The organism is Aquimarina sp., from assembly GCF_977115655.1.
Genome location: NZ_CDSBKO010000034.1, coordinates 1 through 17,926, shown reverse-complemented (window position 1 = coordinate 17,926; position 17,926 = coordinate 1). Strand labels below are relative to the sequence as shown.

21 protein-coding genes are annotated in these 17,926 nt (G+C 31.7%); 11 read left to right on the top strand and 10 right to left on the bottom strand.

Translation table 11 applies throughout. The features are described from left to right. Window positions 1-177 precede the first annotated feature (177 nt). From ACZIYX_RS14330 to ACZIYX_RS14310, 5 genes are all read left to right on the top strand, one after another. Complete coding sequence (locus tag ACZIYX_RS14330; RefSeq protein ID WP_462682938.1) at window positions 178-1,713, top strand: hypothetical protein; 1,536 nt, start codon at window positions 178-180, stop codon at window positions 1,711-1,713. Between the two features lie 350 nt (window positions 1,714-2,063). Further along, entirely contained in the window at window positions 2,064-2,621 is a 558-nt protein-coding gene (locus tag ACZIYX_RS14325) for a GNAT family N-acetyltransferase (RefSeq protein WP_462682937.1), read from the top strand. A 29-nt stretch (window positions 2,622-2,650) separates the two neighbouring features. Further along, on the top strand, window positions 2,651-3,184 hold the full coding sequence (locus ACZIYX_RS14320) for a nuclear transport factor 2 family protein (protein WP_462682936.1): 534 nt from the start codon (window positions 2,651-2,653) through the stop codon (window positions 3,182-3,184). A gap of 56 nt (window positions 3,185-3,240) precedes the next feature. Then, a complete protein-coding gene (gene lspA / locus ACZIYX_RS14315) occupies window positions 3,241-3,762 on the top strand; it encodes a signal peptidase II (RefSeq protein ID WP_462682935.1) in 522 nt (173 codons plus the stop codon). Further along, entirely contained in the window at window positions 3,749-4,354 is a 606-nt protein-coding gene (locus ACZIYX_RS14310) for a carboxymuconolactone decarboxylase family protein (protein ID WP_462682934.1), read from the top strand. The genes lspA and ACZIYX_RS14310 overlap by 14 nt, the downstream gene beginning before the upstream one ends. A gap of 63 nt (window positions 4,355-4,417) precedes the next feature. On the opposite strand, the gene ACZIYX_RS14305 is transcribed toward ACZIYX_RS14310, so the two are convergent. The 4 genes from ACZIYX_RS14305 to nadC form a co-directional block, all read right to left on the bottom strand. Continuing rightward, window positions 4,418-4,981: a chalcone isomerase family protein gene (locus ACZIYX_RS14305; protein ID WP_462682933.1), complete on the bottom strand. Its 564-nt coding sequence runs from the start codon at window positions 4,979-4,981 to the stop codon at window positions 4,418-4,420. Window positions 4,982-5,136: 155 nt separating this feature from the next. Then, entirely contained in the window at window positions 5,137-5,694 is a 558-nt protein-coding gene (locus ACZIYX_RS14300) for a chalcone isomerase family protein (RefSeq protein ID WP_462682932.1), read from the bottom strand. A 28-nt stretch (window positions 5,695-5,722) separates the two neighbouring features. Further along, a complete protein-coding gene (locus tag ACZIYX_RS14295; protein WP_462682931.1) occupies window positions 5,723-6,646 on the bottom strand; it encodes a YihY/virulence factor BrkB family protein in 924 nt (307 codons plus the stop codon). A gap of 3 nt (window positions 6,647-6,649) precedes the next feature. Next, window positions 6,650-7,507 carry a carboxylating nicotinate-nucleotide diphosphorylase gene (gene nadC / locus ACZIYX_RS14290; protein ID WP_462682930.1) on the bottom strand — a complete coding sequence of 286 codons (858 nt, stop codon included), beginning with the start codon at window positions 7,505-7,507 and terminating at the stop codon, window positions 6,650-6,652. Between the two features lie 127 nt (window positions 7,508-7,634). Between nadC and rlmH the strand changes: the two genes are divergently transcribed. Continuing rightward, the gene (gene rlmH, locus ACZIYX_RS14285; protein WP_462682929.1) at window positions 7,635-8,108 is read left to right on the top strand and encodes a 23S rRNA (pseudouridine(1915)-N(3))-methyltransferase RlmH; all 474 of its coding nucleotides are present in this window, start codon (window positions 7,635-7,637) and stop codon (window positions 8,106-8,108) included. A gap of 12 nt (window positions 8,109-8,120) precedes the next feature. Here the strand turns inward: rlmH and ACZIYX_RS14280 are convergent, their stop codons facing one another. The 6 genes from ACZIYX_RS14280 to ACZIYX_RS14255 all read right to left on the bottom strand — a co-directional run bounded on the left by ACZIYX_RS14280 (window position 8,121) and on the right by ACZIYX_RS14255 (window position 13,442). Further along, the gene (locus ACZIYX_RS14280) at window positions 8,121-9,224 is read right to left on the bottom strand and encodes a hypothetical protein (protein WP_462682928.1); all 1,104 of its coding nucleotides are present in this window, start codon (window positions 9,222-9,224) and stop codon (window positions 8,121-8,123) included. Window positions 9,225-9,355: 131 nt separating this feature from the next. Continuing rightward, on the bottom strand, window positions 9,356-10,381 hold the full coding sequence (locus ACZIYX_RS14275) for a hypothetical protein (protein ID WP_462682927.1): 1,026 nt from the start codon (window positions 10,379-10,381) through the stop codon (window positions 9,356-9,358). 24 nt (window positions 10,382-10,405) lie between these two features. After that, window positions 10,406-10,825 carry a hypothetical protein gene (locus tag ACZIYX_RS14270; RefSeq protein WP_462682926.1) on the bottom strand — a complete coding sequence of 140 codons (420 nt, stop codon included), beginning with the start codon at window positions 10,823-10,825 and terminating at the stop codon, window positions 10,406-10,408. A 60-nt stretch (window positions 10,826-10,885) separates the two neighbouring features. Then, entirely contained in the window at window positions 10,886-11,323 is a 438-nt protein-coding gene (locus tag ACZIYX_RS14265; protein ID WP_462682925.1) for a hypothetical protein, read from the bottom strand. Window positions 11,324-11,358: 35 nt separating this feature from the next. Beyond that, entirely contained in the window at window positions 11,359-12,039 is a 681-nt protein-coding gene (locus ACZIYX_RS14260; protein WP_462682924.1) for a response regulator transcription factor, read from the bottom strand. Window positions 12,040-12,044: 5 nt separating this feature from the next. Further along, complete coding sequence (locus ACZIYX_RS14255) at window positions 12,045-13,442, bottom strand: sensor histidine kinase (RefSeq protein ID WP_462682923.1); 1,398 nt, start codon at window positions 13,440-13,442, stop codon at window positions 12,045-12,047. 243 nt (window positions 13,443-13,685) lie between these two features. On the opposite strand from ACZIYX_RS14255, the gene ACZIYX_RS14250 reads away from it, so the two are divergent. The 5 genes from ACZIYX_RS14250 to ACZIYX_RS14230 all read left to right on the top strand — a co-directional run bounded on the left by ACZIYX_RS14250 (window position 13,686) and on the right by ACZIYX_RS14230 (window position 17,086). Then, window positions 13,686-14,588 (top strand): geranylgeranylglycerol-phosphate geranylgeranyltransferase, encoded by a 903-nt coding sequence (locus ACZIYX_RS14250; RefSeq protein ID WP_462682922.1) that lies wholly within the window; start codon window positions 13,686-13,688, stop codon window positions 14,586-14,588. 4 nt (window positions 14,589-14,592) lie between these two features. Continuing rightward, window positions 14,593-15,174: a Maf-like protein gene (locus ACZIYX_RS14245; protein WP_462682921.1), complete on the top strand. Its 582-nt coding sequence runs from the start codon at window positions 14,593-14,595 to the stop codon at window positions 15,172-15,174. A 67-nt stretch (window positions 15,175-15,241) separates the two neighbouring features. Beyond that, the gene (locus tag ACZIYX_RS14240; protein ID WP_462682920.1) at window positions 15,242-15,685 is read left to right on the top strand and encodes a hypothetical protein; all 444 of its coding nucleotides are present in this window, start codon (window positions 15,242-15,244) and stop codon (window positions 15,683-15,685) included. 150 nt (window positions 15,686-15,835) lie between these two features. After that, window positions 15,836-16,771 (top strand): septum formation inhibitor Maf, encoded by a 936-nt coding sequence (locus ACZIYX_RS14235; protein ID WP_462682919.1) that lies wholly within the window; start codon window positions 15,836-15,838, stop codon window positions 16,769-16,771. A 27-nt stretch (window positions 16,772-16,798) separates the two neighbouring features. Next, complete coding sequence (locus tag ACZIYX_RS14230; protein ID WP_462682918.1) at window positions 16,799-17,086, top strand: 4a-hydroxytetrahydrobiopterin dehydratase; 288 nt, start codon at window positions 16,799-16,801, stop codon at window positions 17,084-17,086. The last annotated feature ends 840 nt before the right edge of the window (window positions 17,087-17,926 follow it).

Below are 17,926 nucleotides of genomic sequence, written 5' to 3'. Positions count from 1 at the left end.
AAATTTATAATAAAAAGCAATATTCTAAAAAACCAAAAGTTATACTTTAACCAATAAGAGAATAAATACAGGAAAGATTAAAACCGTAAAGTTGTAAAAACAAAAATCTTTGCTAATTTGCAGTTTATATGCTTTATCCTTTTTATTGCTAAACTATTAAGACCTTTATCTACAAATATGCGCTATCTATTTTCCCTTTTGTTGCTTGTCCTTTTGATTTTATGGAGTTCTTGTCGTAATGATTTTGAATCTGTTCCCAGCACAGGCAATCTGCAATTCTCTAAAGACACTCTGTTTTTAGATACTGTTTTTACTAATATAGGTTCCAGTACGTATCGATTTAAAGTTTACAATCGTACCAGTGAAGATTTAACGATACCTACAATTACTTTAGAACGCGGAGAAACTTCTAATTACAGGCTTAATGTAGACGGGATCTCAGGAAAATCTTTTAACAACATACAAGTACTGGCCAAGGATAGTATATTTGTTTTTGTAGAAACTACTACCAATATAAGTGATCAAACTACAGATACCGAATTTTTATATACAGACCGGATATTATTTGATCCCGCAGGAAACCAACAAGATGTAGATTTGGTAACTTTGGTTAAAGATGCTACATTTTTATTCCCTTCCAGAAATACAATGACAGGAGAAATAGAAACCTTATCTCTGGGAACAGATAACGAAAGTAAGATTGAAGGTTTTTTTCTACAAGACGATCAGCTTAGATTTACCAACAAAAAACCGTATGTTATTTATGGGTATGCGGCGGTACCAAAGGGTAAGACGTTAACAATAGATCCTGGTGCAAGAATACATTTTCATGCTAACTCGGGTATTATAGTTGCTAACGAGGGTACATTACATGTTAATGGAGAGCTTAGTACAGATCCAAAATTATTAGAAAATGAAGTTATTTTTGAAGGAGATCGTTTAGAATCTGGTTTTAGTAACATCCCGGGGCAATGGGGCACTATTTGGCTTACAGCAGGAAGCACCAACCATTCTATAAATCACGCTACTATAAAAAATGCTACCGTAGGGATACTTATGGACTCTAACGATGGTGGTACAGATCCAACATTAACTATTAAAAATACGCAAATTTATAATAGTTCTAATGTAGGGCTTTTGGCACGTACAGGAAACGTATTAGGAGAGAATCTGGTAATTAATAATGCCGGACAAGTATCTCTTAACTGTTCTTTGGGTGGAACCTATAATTTTAACCATTGTACCTTCGCAAACTATTCTAACATAGGATCCGGGTTTAGAGAACTCCCAACAGTACTTATAGACAACAACCTAAAAGTTAATAACACAGATGTTGTTATAGCCGATTTGCTAGCTGCTAATTTTACAAACTGTATTATTTATGGTAATCAGGATCTCGAAGTCCTTTTTAGTAAGGTAGATGGAACTGCTTTTAATTATAACTTTAAGAATTGCCTGCTTAGGTTTAAGGATACCGGAGGTCAATTTAGTAATAACCCTTTATATGATTTTACAAATACTGCTTTATTTGAAAATAATATATTTAATGAAGATCCCGGTTTTAAAGAATCTTTTAAAAACATGCTTAATATTAATGAAAATTCTGCGGCAAACGGAAAAGCATCCACCCCAACAACAGGTAATGATATATTAGGTGTTCCCAGAAATGCTTCATCTCCCGATATCGGAGCTTATGAAAGTGTTGCTTTTTAGCCCGGATTATCAATATCGTTAACTGAAAAATATAAAAGTGTCGGGGGTTTGAGGTCGGACATGTCCGAGGTCGGGGGTTGTCATGAAAATAATGCTAAATTTCCATTGTATCTTAGTCATATTTTTAATGGATATTTAGAACATAGTACAGGAAAAACTTTGGAAAAAGTAAATACTTTAAAAACAAAAAAAATTAATGAGTTAGTTCTACAAAAAGAGTAGGATCTAATAGCCAATAAATAAAACCTGTTCCTTTTTTATATAGTAAAATAAGAACAGGTTTTTCATTTAAAGGGTTTATATTATATTTACTCTTTTTATATTTTTAATCGCTTCATATTATCTAAATAATGGCTAATTACCTTTTTACCTCTCAGCGTTTGGGTTTTCGTAATTGGAGACACGATGATATAGATATATTATTCCAAATCAATAACGATGAGGATGTAATGGAGTTTTTTCCGTACAAACCATCAAAAGAAGATACTAAGGCATTTATTATAAGGATGCAGGAAATGTATGCAGAAAAAGGGTTTTGTTATTTTGCTGTGGATTTATTAGATACAAATGAACTTATAGGATTTATAGGCTTATGTGAACAAACCTATATAGAAGATATGGGAGCTTTTATCGATATTGGTTGGCGGCTTAAAAAAAGTATCTGGAACAAAGGGTATGCTACCGAAGGTGCCAAAGCTTGCTTAGATTTTGGTTTTGACACTACTAATCTGGATAAAATTTATTCTACAGCTCCAGAAATTAATCTAAAATCACAATCAATCATGAAAAAAATTGGAATGCAGCGAATCAAAACTTTTGAGCATCCTAAACTATTGAATGATGAACGGCTGAAATACTGTGTTCTATACCAGAAACAAAGGATCTTAAACCAAGCCTCGGGGAATTAGCACCTCAATGTGGATTAAAAAAAAATGTTATGTCAAAATTTAAAATCAAATCAATCATGTTAATTTTCTTTCTGTGCTTTATACATGTAACGATAGCACAAGAAGATAGCGTGCATAAAAAAATCAATGCAGATATGTATGGCAACTTTTCTAAAGCATTTGAAACTTTAGATTATGACTTATTTGCTTCTATACATAGCAAAGAGATGATTCGAATTTCGGGAAATGGTGGTAAAATTGAAAAAGCTGGTATTTATCTAAAAAGATACGAAAAACGATGGGGTGTTCACTCAAAAAAACCTGCTCTAATTGATTTCAGGTTATTTGAAAGGATCTATTCTGATTCGTTAGTTTCGGACAGAGGAATTTATAAAGTTACTTATATTGATGATAATAATCAAACCAAATACTCCTATGGTCAATTTCATGTTATATTAAAGATGGAAGATGGAAACTGGAAAATATGGGTTGATTACGATTCTGATGAAAATAAAAGCATCAATAAAGATAATTATGACGGGGCTTTTTCTATTTCTGAGTATAAAAAATACTTGAAACACTAAGATAGTCTGAAGTTTCTATTACATTTGAAAGAAACAATATCTATTTTTTAATAAAAATGAAAATATCAGGAAAAATAAGGATGATACTCATTCTGTTTTTAGTTTTCTTAAATATAAGCTGCGATCAGATTTCAAAAAGAGTAGTTCGACAAACTATTGAACCGTATGAACGTATTGAAGTTTTTAAGGATCATTTTGTTTTAACCAAAGTTGAAAACACAGGTGCCGCCTATAGTTTAGGTTCTGATCTGGGTCCGATTTTAAAGATATTTCTGTTACAAATCCTTCCTGTAATTGTATTATTATTTTTATTAAGGCAAATACTAATAAAAACCAATTATTCAAAAGAAACAATTATTGGTTTTGCTTTTATTATTGGTGGTGGAGCAGGAAATCTTTTGGATAGAATTATGTACGGTTCTGTAACCGATTTTTTGATTTTAGATTTAGTAGTCATAAAAACAGAAATATTTAATTTAGCTGATGTTTCTATAATGCTAGGTGGTGTTTTAATATTATATAGTAGCCTTTTTGGTAAAAAAGAAGTTTTAAAAAATAAAATAAATGAGTTGGATTAACGAAATACCCTATACAGATGCTGCGGGGCAGTTAAAAAAAATATATGACCGTGTAAAAGGACCAAACGATAATATAGATAATGTGTTATCCATACACAGTTTACGTCCGCATACTCTGGTAGGCCACATGGGGCTTTATAAAAATGTATTGCATAACTCCAATAATACATTGCCAAAATGGTATTTAGAAACCCTTGGTGTTTATGTAAGTAACTTAAATCAATGCAGTTATTGTGTAGATCATCACTCTGCTGGCTTAAAACGCTTATTAAATGATGATACCAAATTTAATAAAATCGTTTCCTGTATAACAAAAGATGAATTACAAGATTATTTTACGTTTCAGTATTTGGAAGGATTAAAATATGCAAAAAAACTAACCCTGTCTCATCATACTATAACAGAATCTGATATTCATGCATTAAGAGATCAAAAATTATCTGATGGAGAAATATTAGAAATCAATCAAGTAGTTAGTTATTTTAATTATGTTAACAGAACAGTGATTGGATTAGGAGTTAACACCGATGGAGACATTATCGGGCTTTCGCCAAACAACAGCGATGACTCTGAAAACTGGAGTCATTCTTAAGCAAATAAAAAACGCACGATTTTAAAATCGTGCGTTTTTTATTTGTGGTCTGTATGGGATGCTCTATTGGATACCCAACATACCAAGTTTTATTTCTTCGCTTGCGGGTGTATCTCCTAACCAAATTTTGAATAGTGCATATTTAAAATCACGTCCTTCTATAACCCCTAACTCCTTACCGTTTTTGAAAGCAATTATTCCTTTGTCTTTTATATAAACCAAATCGAAAATATCATTTTTCACAATAGGTTCTGAGAAAAATCTTACAAACTTGTTTATTCTTTCGTCTAAGGGTTTTGTATTACCAAATGTAGCATTAACAAAACCATCTTGTACTGCTTTAATCATCTTTTTTTGAGTTACAAAACCAGATACTATATTTAGTTTTATTGCCATAGTTTCATTGGCATCCAAAATTTCTTTTGGGTCATTACTTTTATTCGACATATACAATCCTCCTGCATACATATCTATCCATAGTGCTTTTCTCATTCCGGCACCATTTAATTTCAAATCAGTACCTGCAAAATTCTCTTCATAAGGTAAAATAGCTTTACCTACTCTAATTTGTGCAGTAGTGGTAGACAGGGAGATAATTGCTACTAATATTAAAGTAATTTTTTTCATTATAACATAAAGGTATTTGGGGGGATTAATACTTAATTTTCTTATTTCCATGTTTTTAAAACGGGGCAAATATATAAAAAAATATTATGCATGCACAACAAGCGTGTGTTTTCCAGACTCCTTTTAACAAAAATACGATTTTATTTTATTGATTTTTAATTACCTAGCATTTCATTTTTTAATCCTTTATCTACAGGATCATTACCTAACCAAATATTAAATAAAGCTTTTTTAAAGTCCAGACCTTCTACAAATCCTTTTTCTACTCCATTTTTGTATAACACGCTTCCTTTTCCTTTTTCATATACCATATCAAAGACTTGCCCTACCTCTATTTCTTCGGATACAAATCCTATAAATTTTTCTATACGATCTTGTAATAGTGCTGTATTGTTATTTGTAGATTTTATGAATCCGCTTCTAAGTGCAGATGCCATTTTTTTTCTGGTCATCATACCAGATAGGATATGTACTTTTACTGCCATTGTTTCATCTAATTCTGCTACTGCGGCTTTGTTGTTTTTTTGTTTAAGATACAATCCTCCTGCATAAATGTCGAAAAATAATTTTTCTCTAAGTCCTGCCCCGTTGATTATCAAATTTTCTCCATTAAATTTTATGGTATTAGGCAAAGTTGCATCTCCTACTTTTGTTTGAGCTTGTGCAGATACTATTGTAATTAGAGTTATAATTAGTATTCTAATTTTTTTCATATTTTAAGTTATTTAAGTGTTTATAAAATTACGGTCTAAAATTTTTTCTCAATTGGTTTAAAGATGCATTAAGCTCAAAACCAAGTAATACTAAGTTAGCATTAAGCCATATATATAACATTAATATCAACATTGCTCCTATAGAACCATATAATTGATTATAATTTGAAAAATTATCTATATAAATTCCGAATAGATATGTTGTAATTACAATCAAAAAGGTAGTCATAATTGCACCCGGCGAAAAAAATGTATTTTGTCTCCCCTCTGAAGTCCCAAAGTAAAATAAAGTAGCTATAATTACAAATATCATAAAAACAAATAAGGCATATTTACCAAATGTTAGCCAAAAAACAGTATCGTCTACTACTCCCATTTTATTTAGGTCATCAACGAGATACGAAAAATACAAAGTCCCTATAACTGTAATTAACAATAAAGATGCCACTATTATTGACACTCCTAATGCTACTACATATTGCCTTACAAAGTTTCTATTGAGTGTAACGTGATAAGAGTATTCGAAACCAGAAAAAACAGCATTAACCCCGTTGGTCATAAAAAGTATAGACAGTATAAAAACGGTAGATAGTAACCCTCCTCTTGGGTTAGAAGCTATATCCATAAATATTTCTGAAAAAAAATCGGAAGATTGGGTTGGTAATGCTCCATTAATAAATTCGAAAAATTTTTCTTCAAATCCATCTATAGGTACATAAGGAATCAAATTAAGAAGAAATAATAAAAAAGGAAATAAAGAAAGAAAAAAACTCCAGGATATTGCGCTTGCTCTGGCAGAAAAAGTTCCTTTAATTATACCGATTACATAAATCTCAACAAGGTCATATACAGACAGCCCTTCGAATCCCGGAAGAATAAGTTTCTTTCCTATTAGTACCAAAACATTAATTACAGGGATTTTACTTAACTTATCTTCAATTGGTTTCGACATATATTATACTGCTTTCAAGCTCAAATCCATATTATAAACTGAATGTGTTAAGGCTCCGCTACTAATGTAATCTACCCCACACTCTGCATATTTACGCACTGTCTCTTCATTAATTCCTCCGCTAGACTCGGTAAGGCATCTGTTTCCTATTAATTTCACCGCTTCTTTTGTATCTTTGTAATTAAAGTTATCGATTAATATTCGATAAACCCCTGGTGTTTGTAGTATTTCTTTAATCTCCTCCAGATCACGAGCTTCTACTATAATTTTTAGATCCAAATTATTATCAGACAGATACTGTTTGGTTTTCTCTATGGCTTTTGTAATTCCGCCGGCAAAATCAATATGATTATCTTTTAGCATCACCATATCATAAAGAGCAAATCTGTGATTTTCTCCTCCTCCTATTTTTACTGCCCATTTTTCTAGTGCACGTATTCCCGGGGTAGTTTTACGAGTATCCAGTATTTTGGTTCCTGTTCCTTCCAAAAGTGTTACAAAATGATTTGTTTTGGTAGCAATTGCGCTCATACGCTGCATGGCATTAAGTACCAATCGCTCTGCTTTAAGGATAGATTGCGAACTTCCTGATACATAAAAAGCAATATCACCGCAGGTAACAGCAGCTCCATCTTTTAACAATACTTCAACTTCTAAATTTGGGTCTACATATTCAAATACCTGTACTGCAAAATCTACTCCTGCCAGAATCCCTGTATCCTTAACCAAAAGTTTTGCTTTTCCGGTTGCTGTTTCCGGAATACAAGCTAATGAGCTATGATCGCCATCTCCTACATCCTCGCGTATTGCATTGGCAATTATCAAATCAATTTCTTTATGGAATTGGGTTTTACTAATCATATCGAATGGTTATTTTTGCTAATGTAAAAAAAGAAGTCGGAAGTACGAAGTACAATCTATAAGGTATTTTATTTACTTTACATTCTTTTTTAAAAACCACATAATTGGTCTTTACCTATATTAAACCATGAATATTAAACTAATTGCTATAGGAAAAACAGATGACAAAGAGCTTAATAGTCTTATTGACAATTATATAAATCGATTAAAATTTTATATTAAATTTAGCTTTGAAGTAATTCCTGATCTTAAAAATGCTAAAAACCTTAGTGAATCACAACAAAAAGAAAAAGAAGGTAAATTAATTTTAAATCAAGTGGATACTTCTGATGTTTTGTTGCTATTGGATGAAAAAGGAAAACAATATGATTCTGTTGCTTTTTCTGAAGTATTACAAAAGCACATGAACAGCGGTATTAAACAATTGATTTTTGTTATAGGTGGTCCCTATGGGTTTAGCCCGGAAGTTTATGATCGGGCAAATGGCAAATTATCGTTATCTAAAATGACATTTTCGCACCAGATGATTCGTTTATTTTTTATAGAACAACTATATCGTGGATTTACTATTTTAAAAAATGAGCCATATCATCACCGATAAAAAATTAAAAAATCAAGATATCGAATCTTTATCTTTTTTATCTGTAGCAGCAATACGGTCCTGATCTATATGTTCTTTTATGTTTTTTATTACAGTTGCCATCCTGGCTCTTTCTTCGGGTATTTTTCTATCTGTCCATGACCATACTAAAGAGCCTGCCCATTGGTTTTGTACAAGACGTACTCCAAGGTATTCTGCAGGTATTGGTAGCAACGTATGATCCATATCCTTACTTTTTTCATCAAAAGTTAAATCATCCGGATAATATTCTCCTATGATTGCTTTTTTATCTATTTTAACCGGATCATAGTTATTATGAAATGGCGAGCCTTTATGACGGGCCCAATGGTAATAATGTATATTATAAAAATCCAGATATCCATCTTTATCCCCGCCTTGTTCTATAAGGTTTGCATCGGTATAAAAATTTTTAAATCCTTTTGAAGCGTCCTCTGCGTTTGTTAAAAACCCTAAAGCACCATTTGTTATTTTAACATACGGTTGCACTCTTCGAATTGCTCCTGCAGTTTTATTTATAAACCTCTGTATATCGGTCATTTCTATCTTTTCTTTAAATCCCTCCCAATGCTTTGCATAGGTATTGGTCATCCCCTCTGGTTCATTAAAAATTTCCCATGCAAAAAGAGCCGGATGTTCTCCTATAAAAGATACCAAAGGTACTAGTGCATTATAAATATAACTCTCGGTAAATTCCTGTTGCGTAAGTAATTTTTTATTTGCCTCGATATTAACTCCCCATTGATCTTTTAGCATATCAAAAGACCATAAACAAATTTGCACTTTAAGATTTTTGCTTTGTGCCAAATCTAATATAGCCTTAACATCTTCATGAAAAAACAATGGGTTTGGTTTTACTTTTTGATCCTTATCAAAAACCGGATTGGTAGCGCCATTGGTATGATACCACCATCGTATAACATTTGCCCCTTGGGTGTTTGCAAAATCCATTGCTTCGCTAAACTTATCCAGATCCGGGTGGTATTCTTTGTTTACAGAAAAAGGATCTACACCAATGTCTTTTGCATAATCTATCCAGGCTAAGTTTAACCCGTTAACAAATAAAAAATCTTGTACGAATTGTGATGATCTGCCCATATCATTAAATCATTTAAAGTTCTAAATATAGTTCTTATAATTCTACATAAAGGGAGTGTAAATGGATTATGTAAAAAAGCAAAGGGTTTTGATGTCTACAAAACCCTTTGCTTTTTTATGTCCCAACTGTATTATTTTATATATTCTTTTAAATACTGGTCCAATGGCTTATTTTCTGAAAAAATGTCTTCCTGATAATTTATTTTTAATTTTTCGAGAACTCGTGTTGTGTTAAATCCTATCGAGTAATAATATCCTCCTCCTAAGTTATACATCCATGAGTCTTGTTTTAAATCATAATCTTTAAATCTATCAGCTACATATTTAGTATCTATTTTAGATAAGACCTGATTATTGGAGCTCATCTTCAAAGTCAATTTAGCACAATATTCTATATATCTGGCTGTTCCTTCTGATTTTGACAAGCTACCTTCCAGATCAGATATCTCTATCCCTAATTCCTTTTTAACTCTGGAAAATCTTTGCTCTTTACTTTGTAGATACTTTGAAATATGAATGCTAATACTATCCTCCCTGTGTTCTTCTAATATTTTAAGAAGAAGCTCGTTTTCGTGTTTTACATTTTTATGAAACCACTTCTTGTTTTTAAATAAATAATTTAATGTATCTCTGTCAAAATCCCTTTGACTTGATATTTGTTTTTCTCTGAATTTCTCAAAATTTCGCTGGTATTGATGAAACATTTCATGAATAACCATGGTCATCCACTCTTCTGTATCGTTAACATCTGGTACAAATTTTTCTGTCAATTCGATATCACTAAACATTCCTAGTGTATTTTTATATTCTAATGCCAGAGTATCTTTATCTTCATAAGACACGTTCATATAAAATCCGGTAGTATCAATGATCGCAGAAAACCCAACGGATATATCAGAATCTTTACAGGTATATGTTTCTATGTGTATCTTTTCTTTCAATGCTTTATTAGCATTTATGGTAAAAAGTCCTTTTTTTGTATAATATAACATAGGACCAAAAAGAAGCTGCCTATCAAAATCTTTCCAATATTTTTTTGCTACACTACTTTTGGTATTTACCAGATAATGTATTCTTTCGCAGGTTACATCAGTATTGTTTTTTTTATCATCAAATACTCCTAATAAAAGTATTATAACTACTATAAATTTGCTCATGATTTTTTTATCAGGGAATATATCTTATTCTTTTACGATATCTTTAAGATCGGTAAACATGTCTATAAAATCCTCTATAAAGTCTGCGGGCAAAAACTCCTTATTCATAAAAACATTAAGCCTTCCTTTTTTTAATGTAACAGCATACCCTGTTTCTCCCTTAACCTTATATTTCCAGGTATACCCTGTTCCATCTTTTGCTATTTCCGGGGTTAGATGGTCTTTTAAAAATTGTTTTAATTTCTCTGTTTTAGAATTTGGAAAATTAGCGTTTAAAGAATATGTGTCTTCTGTATCAGACACAGAAATATTTGCTTTATAATTTGTATCCTTGGGATTATCACCAGAATAACTAATAGACACCTTAGATTTTGATGATTTTTGTGCTTTACCTACAGAAAAGGCAAATACAGACAAGGCTACTACCAGAATAATTGTTTTCATACTGTTCGTTTTTTGATTAATGATTGATTGATGGAGTGATTGATTGATTTATATTTTTTTTTATTTTGATGTGATTGTTTTTAATTCTTCGCCTACTTGTTTTATCTTTTTTATGAGCTTGTGTGATGCAAGTTCTTTATCTACATTAATTCTTAATCGGTTTTCTTTAAGTTGCACTGTGTACACTTGGTTGTCATCGATTTCTTGTTGCCAGGAATATGTATCGTTACTTATTATCCTGTTTTCTTTTCCAAACTGATTGGTTAGATATGATTTTACTTTTTCTTTCATCGATTCCATAAATCTAACCTTTACCCTATAACTTCCTTCGGTATCTATGACCACAAAAGATCGGGAGTAACTTTTATCTTCATCGTCATCTGTAATCGTTACAGTTACCGATGAGGAACTGGTGGTTGTAGTTGTTTGGGCTTTTGCGGTCAATAAACTCAGGATAACCAGAATAAGGTATATCAAAATGTTAATTAAGGTTTTCATACTGTTCGTTTTTTGATTGATGATGAATATATCTGTTATTGTATATTAAAAGTGAGTCCTACTCCTCTTACACTTTCTATAGTTATACTAGTGTCTTGTTTAAAATATTTACGCAATCGACTTATAAATACATCCATACTCCTGCCTGAAAAAAAATCATCACTTCCCCACACTTCGTTAAGCAAATCTTCCCTTTTAATCATTCTATTTTTATGTGTCCATAAGTATTGTATCAAAATAGTTTCCTTTTCTGTTAACCGTTGTGACTCTCCTTCTATCTTTAGTTTATGGTTTATCATATCAAATTCATAGTTTCCTATGCTGATAACTTCTTCTTTAGGAAGGATTATTTTTCTACTTCGTTTTAATATATTTTCCAGTTTTAATACTAATATATCTGCTTCAAAGGGTTTGGATATATAATCGTCTGCTCCCAGTTTTAATCCTCTTATCTTATCTTCTTTCATCTTTTTTGCAGTAAGAAAGATAAAAGGAACTTCGGGGTTAAAGTCTATTATTTTTTCGGCTAATGTAAAACCATCCATTTTTGGCATCATAACATCCAGTACACAGATATCGAACTGCCCGTTGGTAAATATTCCTAAAGCTTCTTTACCATCTTTTGCCCAGGTTACGGTGTAGTTATGGATTTCGAGATATTGTTTTAAAATGCTCCCAAAATCAAAATCGTCTTCTGCTAGTAGTATATGTTTCATCCGTATTAAATTACAGGTATGGTTATTATAAATTTTGTTCCTTCTTCGGGTTTACTTTCGATACTGATTTTTCCGTGATGTGCTTTAATGATCTGGTTTGTATAAAATAATCCTAATCCCAATCCTTTTACATCATGAATATTACCGGTAGCCACTCTATAAAATTTTTCGAAAATTTTAGTATGTTCTTTTTCTGAAATCCCGATACCATTATCTTGAATAGAAATTTCGTAGCCATCCTTTTTAAGTTCTGTCCTAAATGTTATCGTAACCTTTTCTTTTCTATACTTAACTGCATTTTCCAAAATATTAAGTATTGCTGTAGTAAATAAAAACCTGTCTATTTGCAGATACACCTTTCTAAACTCGATTTTAGTGTTTACCTCGACTTCTTTATGTTGTACCGATACCTGAAAATCTTCCAGAATTTCTTTAAAATATTGGGTATCCAAAAACTTTTCTTTCTTTAAAACAATTTCTTCAGATCCTAACGTATTATTCATTACCTGATCAATTAGTTTTTGCAATCTATTGTTTTGTCGGTCCAATATATCTAACGCATTCGAGAATATTTTTGGAGAGTTTTGTGTTTCTTTATTTCTCAAGCTTTTAGAAGCAATTCCCAAAGTAGCCAAAGGAGTTTTAAGTTCATGAGTGATATTATTGATAAAATCATTACGCACATCGGCTATTTTTTTTTGCTGTATCAGGGTTTTTATAGAATAAAAAAGCAAGCCTACCACAAATACCAACAGTAAGACAGAAAATACGAACAAGCTTGCCATTTGTCCAAAGACAATTTTTTTCCACCCTATAATGCTAATTGTATCTTCGATCTTAATTTCTACATTAATTTGCGTTTTCATAATCTCGCCACTACTTTCATCTTTTATATCATGTTCGGTAAACCATCTTCCGTTGCTAATCATGTACCCTTCCTTATCTGGAAAATGTTCTCCAAACAAAAAATAACTTTCTCCGTTTTTATCAAAAAAAATAGTGTCCAAAACATCCTTATCGTACAAGATCACACTTTTGATTGCCTTTTTATATTTTATTTCGTAACCCAAATTAGCCTTATCTATCTCTTTATCATAATAGCTTTTGAAAATAGTATTTAAAGAATCTGTAAAAGGCTTGAACAACTCTATTGTTTCTTTTTTAAGAAGCTTGTTCTTTTTATATTCTCCCAGGTTTTTTGTTAATTGGTTATACCAAAGCTCTGATATAGAATCCATTTCTTTGGTATTATCTATACTAGAAACCGATTTTTTGGTTTCTCTTATAAACACGTCTTTTTTTAATTGGTACGTATTGTAAATCAAATATCCTTGAATCCCGGAAAGTGCCAACAATGTGACAACAGAAATAATAATTAGTATGTTTATTTTTTGTTTTATCATAAGGATAGATCTCTATCTTTAAAATTTATAAAAAACCTTTAGGCTCTGGTTTATAGTCTTGGTGTTTTTTTCAAAATTAAAACAAACACCTGTAGTATTGGCAAAAACTAAAGCCATTAACCCCCAATTAACGTTAACAAAAACAGTAGACGTGCATAAAACAGGGATTTGAAGTATCTATGTTAATAGATTAAAAATTAGTATTAATTATTACATTTGCGAACCAACTAACGAATCACATCTATGCAATCCTATTTAAAACTTATAAAATTTGATAACTTATTACTAATTGCTCTTGCCCAATTATGCATAAAATATGGTCTTTTTGAGCCTTTTAACATTGCAATTACATTAAATGGCCTGGGTATTGCCCTTTTAATATTTGCTACTGTTTGTATTGCTGCGGCAGGAAATATAATTATACAAATTTATGATCAGGAGGGTGCTACTGCAAAAGGTTTGTTGCAAGGAAAAATAACCGAAAAAACTGCTAACCGACTATTTATTATCTTTAATGTGATCGGAGTTTTGATAGGGTTCTACCTTTCTAATCTTATCGGTAAATCTGGTTTTGCAGCCTTGTTCATCATAACATCGGGGATCTTTTATATCTATGCTTCTTATTTAAAAGAAATTATTGTTCTTAAAAATATAATCATTGCTTTACTGGTAGCATTAAGTTTAATTGTAATAGGTATTTTTGACCTTCTTCCTGCCATAACCGAAAAAAACAGAGAGTCCCAAACCGTTATCTTTTCTATCATACTGGATTATTCGGTATTTGCATTTGTGGTTATTTTACTTAGGGAAATAGTAAAAGATGGTTTACATATAGACAGAGATCATCGTTCAGGTATTAAAACCATCCCAATAGCCTTAGGAAAAGAACGAACAACAAAACTTGTTGGTATACTAACCATCGTTCCTATTGCTATGGTTATTTATTATATCTACACCTATCTTTTTTCTAACAGTACCGCCGTGATTATGGTTTTACTTTTACTCATTGCTCCTTTACTCTATTTTATGATTAAAAGTTTTAGTGCAGAATCTGATAAACAACTTACCCGGCTATCTTTACTTTTAAAGATAATTTTAATAATAGCATCTATCTCCTTATTATTTTATCAATTTATTCTATTATAAAAATATGCTAAAAGATATTTTAAAAGATCACCGTATAATTCTGGCATCCGGTTCTCCCAGACGGCAACAGTTTTTTAAAGATTTAGGGTTAGACTTTACTATACAACTAAAAGAGATAGAAGAAATATATCCGGATCATCTTAAAGCACAAGAAATTACAGATTATCTGGCACAGCTTAAAGCAAATGCTTTTACCGATTTAAAACCGAATGAGATTTTAATTACCAGTGACACCATTGTTTGGCATAATAATAAAGCTTTGGGTAAACCTAAAGATCTAAAAGATGCAATCCAGATGATACGTTCCTTATCGGGAGATACGCACGAGGTTATTACCTCTGTTTGTTTTAAAACTTCTACAGAAACAAAAGTTGTACACGATAGTACCAAAGTAACTTTTAAGGATCTTACTACAGAAGAGATAGAATATTATGTAACTACCCACAAACCTTTGGATAAAGCCGGAGCATACGGAATACAGGAATGGATAGGTTTTATAGGAATATCAAATATTGAAGGCAGCTATTTTAATGTCATGGGCCTCCCTACCCATCTGGTGTATGATATGTTAACCAAGCTTGCATGAAAATAATGGTTTTTTATGTAACACTACCAGAGAAACTAGATAATGATAACAACACCTATTTTCATCTATGAAAGCTAAAGTAAAGTTTCATTTAATAGCCAGCATCTTTAATGTATTGCTATTTGTTTTAGCTGATTTTCTTAATTATAAGATGAATATGTTATGGGATGAAAAATTTGGCATTAGAGTAAGTGATGTATTAACTATGGTGCAAAATTTTTCGTTTTTTTTATTTTTTTGGCTGTTTACCTTTTGGATTTATCTTATTAAAGATTATAAAAAACATTGGATTTATTTTTTGATCCTTCCTTTAGTATTGGTCGTATCCAAAACCACTTACGATTATATTATATATCATAATCAGGATGGCCTTCATTTTATAAGCTTCTTGCATTTTTTAAAATTATCCATTTTAGACACCTTACTACTTATAAGTATATCCTCTATCGGGATACACTTCTCTCAAATGTTTATAGGAAAAAAAGTTCTTTCTTCTTCATACAGATCCTAATACTTGCTAATCCAATACTAATTGGGTATAATTATTTCTTTTTTTCAAGGTATTCTCTTCTGGATATCTCTAAAAACAAAAGTTACCAAAACGTTAACAACATATACTAAACCCAAGCTTTATTGTAATTTGCTATATAAAAGCATTATCATGAAAAAGCCTATATTATTATTTGCAATACTAAGTGTATTAGCAATTATTGCTTGTAGCAATATAAAAACAGATGCACCCTCTAAAACAGTAGAAAAAGAAATTGTAGAAAACACAAAACCTGCAAAATCCCTTTCTGAAGAATTTAAAAAGTACTGGTATGCCGGTCAAGCCGAAATATCATCTTACCAATTAGAACAAGCCAGATATGGCGAAATGCGAAAAGGAACTGCGGTACTTATTTATGTTACCGAAGATTTTCTGCCCAAAGAACAAGTTAAAGCAGATACTAACAGCCCTAACAACATACCAGTATTAAAATTAAATGCTACTAAAAATTTTAATACAGGCATATACCCCTATTCTATTATGCAAAGTATATTTTATCCTGTAGCCGATAACCAACATGCTATTAAAGTATCTAATTCTATACAAGAATGGTGTGGGCATGTATATGCACAATTAAACAACAGAACACAATTTGAAGTAACATCACACTCCTATTTTGAAAAGGAAGCAGATCAAAACCTACTACTGGACAAAGCTATTTTAGAAAATGAATTATGGGCAAAAATCAGGATCGATCCAAAGGATCTGCCACTGGGCAATATACAAGTTATTCCTTCTTTTGAGTTTTGCAGGTTACGACACAAAGAAATAAAAGCATATACTGCCAAGGCAAGCCTGCAAAAAGAAGATGCTACCAATACCTATACTATAGAGTATCCGGGGTTGGATCGAAGTATTAGCATTACCTTTACCAATTCTTTTCCGTACACGATAGAACACTGGGAAGAAACATTTATAAGTGGATTTGGTCCTGATGCAAAAAAGATGACCACAAAGGCAACCAAAATTAAAAGTATTAAATCTGCCTATTGGGGTAAAAACAGCAATACAGACGAATCCTTGCGGGAGGAACTAGGACTTAACTAAAACAAGTATAACTAACAAATTATAATAATGGCAAAATTATCAGAATCAGAGATTACAGAAAGATTAAAAACCCTGGATGGTTGGGAATATCATGAAAATGCAATACATACTACTTTTGAGTTTAATGATTTTAAAGATGCATTCTCGGTAATGACCAGAATTGCTTTTGAAGCCGAAGCACAACAACATCATCCCGATTGGTCTAATGTGTATAATAAATTGCAGATAAGTCTTTCTACACACGATGCAGGCGGTATTACCGAAAAAGATTTTACTCTGGCAAAAACTATAGATGCTATTATTGAAGGAGAGTAAGAAATAGTATACCTAATCAAGTCTTTGCATTAGCAGCAAGTTCTGCAGCTCTACAAGAGCTGCAGAATCATCTACAGTAACTTTTGATGCTCCACTAGAGCCCCAGAAGGATTCACAGTAACTTTTGATGATCCACTAGAGCCCCAGAATCATCCACAGTAACTTTTGATGATCCACTAGAACCCCAGAATCATCCACAGTAACTTTTGATGATCCACTAGAAGCCCAGAATCATCCACAGTAACTTTTGATGATCCACTAGAAGCCCAGAATCATCCACAGTAAGTTTACACATACCACTTCTTGTTATCTAAAACAGTATAGAACCATTTAAAAATCTATTATATCTGCAACAGAAGTCTAAACGCAAGGGACAACAAATAATTTGAGATCTATCAAAAAAATCTGCTAGATTTGTAAGAAATATAATGGATATATGTGTACTAGTACACATACTCTATTGTTAGGTTTAATTTCAAAAAGTCACGCAGACAAAACTTTCTAATTGGATTGGTAAAAAGTAGGATTGAAGGACGCTTTTTTATGCAGTAGGTGTCAATGGTAATTGGCACACTCAAAGTCTTAGCGATTTCATCGTGCAAATCAGAATTTGCAAACGTATGTAACGTCTAAAAGACTTTGGTGAAGGTATTGAAAAAAAAATGGAAAGTCAAGTGCTTATTTTTCAATAACGGAAGCACTACGCATAAAAAGTTGACAGATCTTTACGTTTTTTACCCCTCTGTCCCATTGTAGCCAACTCCACATATTACCTATATATGTAAGTATGCATCCGAGCAACTACAGTATAGAATTTTCTTGATATCCAGGTAGTAATTC

What these genes read in the sequence shown, in the direction of transcription:
- ACZIYX_RS14265 (WP_462682925.1), bottom strand. Translation starts at nt 11,323, where the DNA reads ATGAAAACCTTAATTAACATTTTGATATACCTTATTCTGGTTATCCTG.
- ACZIYX_RS14250 (WP_462682922.1), top strand. Translation starts at nt 13,686, where the DNA reads ATGCAATCCTATTTAAAACTTATAAAATTTGATAACTTATTACTAATT.
- ACZIYX_RS14230 (WP_462682918.1), top strand. Translation starts at nt 16,799, where the DNA reads ATGGCAAAATTATCAGAATCAGAGATTACAGAAAGATTAAAAACCCTG.
- ACZIYX_RS14300 (WP_462682932.1), bottom strand. Translation starts at nt 5,694, where the DNA reads ATGAAAAAAATTAGAATACTAATTATAACTCTAATTACAATAGTATCT.
- ACZIYX_RS14240 (WP_462682920.1), top strand. Translation starts at nt 15,242, where the DNA reads ATGAAAGCTAAAGTAAAGTTTCATTTAATAGCCAGCATCTTTAATGTA.
- ACZIYX_RS14235 (WP_462682919.1), top strand. Translation starts at nt 15,836, where the DNA reads ATGAAAAAGCCTATATTATTATTTGCAATACTAAGTGTATTAGCAATT.
- ACZIYX_RS14280 (WP_462682928.1), bottom strand. Translation starts at nt 9,224, where the DNA reads ATGGGCAGATCATCACAATTCGTACAAGATTTTTTATTTGTTAACGGG.
- ACZIYX_RS14310 (WP_462682934.1), top strand. Translation starts at nt 3,749, where the DNA reads ATGAGTTGGATTAACGAAATACCCTATACAGATGCTGCGGGGCAGTTA.
- ACZIYX_RS14305 (WP_462682933.1), bottom strand. Translation starts at nt 4,981, where the DNA reads ATGAAAAAAATTACTTTAATATTAGTAGCAATTATCTCCCTGTCTACC.
- ACZIYX_RS14295 (WP_462682931.1), bottom strand. Translation starts at nt 6,646, where the DNA reads ATGTCGAAACCAATTGAAGATAAGTTAAGTAAAATCCCTGTAATTAAT.
- ACZIYX_RS14275 (WP_462682927.1), bottom strand. Translation starts at nt 10,381, where the DNA reads ATGAGCAAATTTATAGTAGTTATAATACTTTTATTAGGAGTATTTGAT.
- ACZIYX_RS14330 (WP_462682938.1), top strand. Translation starts at nt 178, where the DNA reads ATGCGCTATCTATTTTCCCTTTTGTTGCTTGTCCTTTTGATTTTATGG.
- ACZIYX_RS14270 (WP_462682926.1), bottom strand. Translation starts at nt 10,825, where the DNA reads ATGAAAACAATTATTCTGGTAGTAGCCTTGTCTGTATTTGCCTTTTCT.
- ACZIYX_RS14255 (WP_462682923.1), bottom strand. Translation starts at nt 13,442, where the DNA reads ATGATAAAACAAAAAATAAACATACTAATTATTATTTCTGTTGTCACA.
- ACZIYX_RS14260 (WP_462682924.1), bottom strand. Translation starts at nt 12,039, where the DNA reads ATGAAACATATACTACTAGCAGAAGACGATTTTGATTTTGGGAGCATT.
- ACZIYX_RS14325 (WP_462682937.1), top strand. Translation starts at nt 2,064, where the DNA reads ATGGCTAATTACCTTTTTACCTCTCAGCGTTTGGGTTTTCGTAATTGG.
- nadC (WP_462682930.1), bottom strand. Translation starts at nt 7,507, where the DNA reads ATGATTAGTAAAACCCAATTCCATAAAGAAATTGATTTGATAATTGCC.
- ACZIYX_RS14245 (WP_462682921.1), top strand. Translation starts at nt 14,593, where the DNA reads ATGCTAAAAGATATTTTAAAAGATCACCGTATAATTCTGGCATCCGGT.
- rlmH (WP_462682929.1), top strand. Translation starts at nt 7,635, where the DNA reads ATGAATATTAAACTAATTGCTATAGGAAAAACAGATGACAAAGAGCTT.
- lspA (WP_462682935.1), top strand. Translation starts at nt 3,241, where the DNA reads ATGAAAATATCAGGAAAAATAAGGATGATACTCATTCTGTTTTTAGTT.
- ACZIYX_RS14320 (WP_462682936.1), top strand. Translation starts at nt 2,651, where the DNA reads ATGTCAAAATTTAAAATCAAATCAATCATGTTAATTTTCTTTCTGTGC.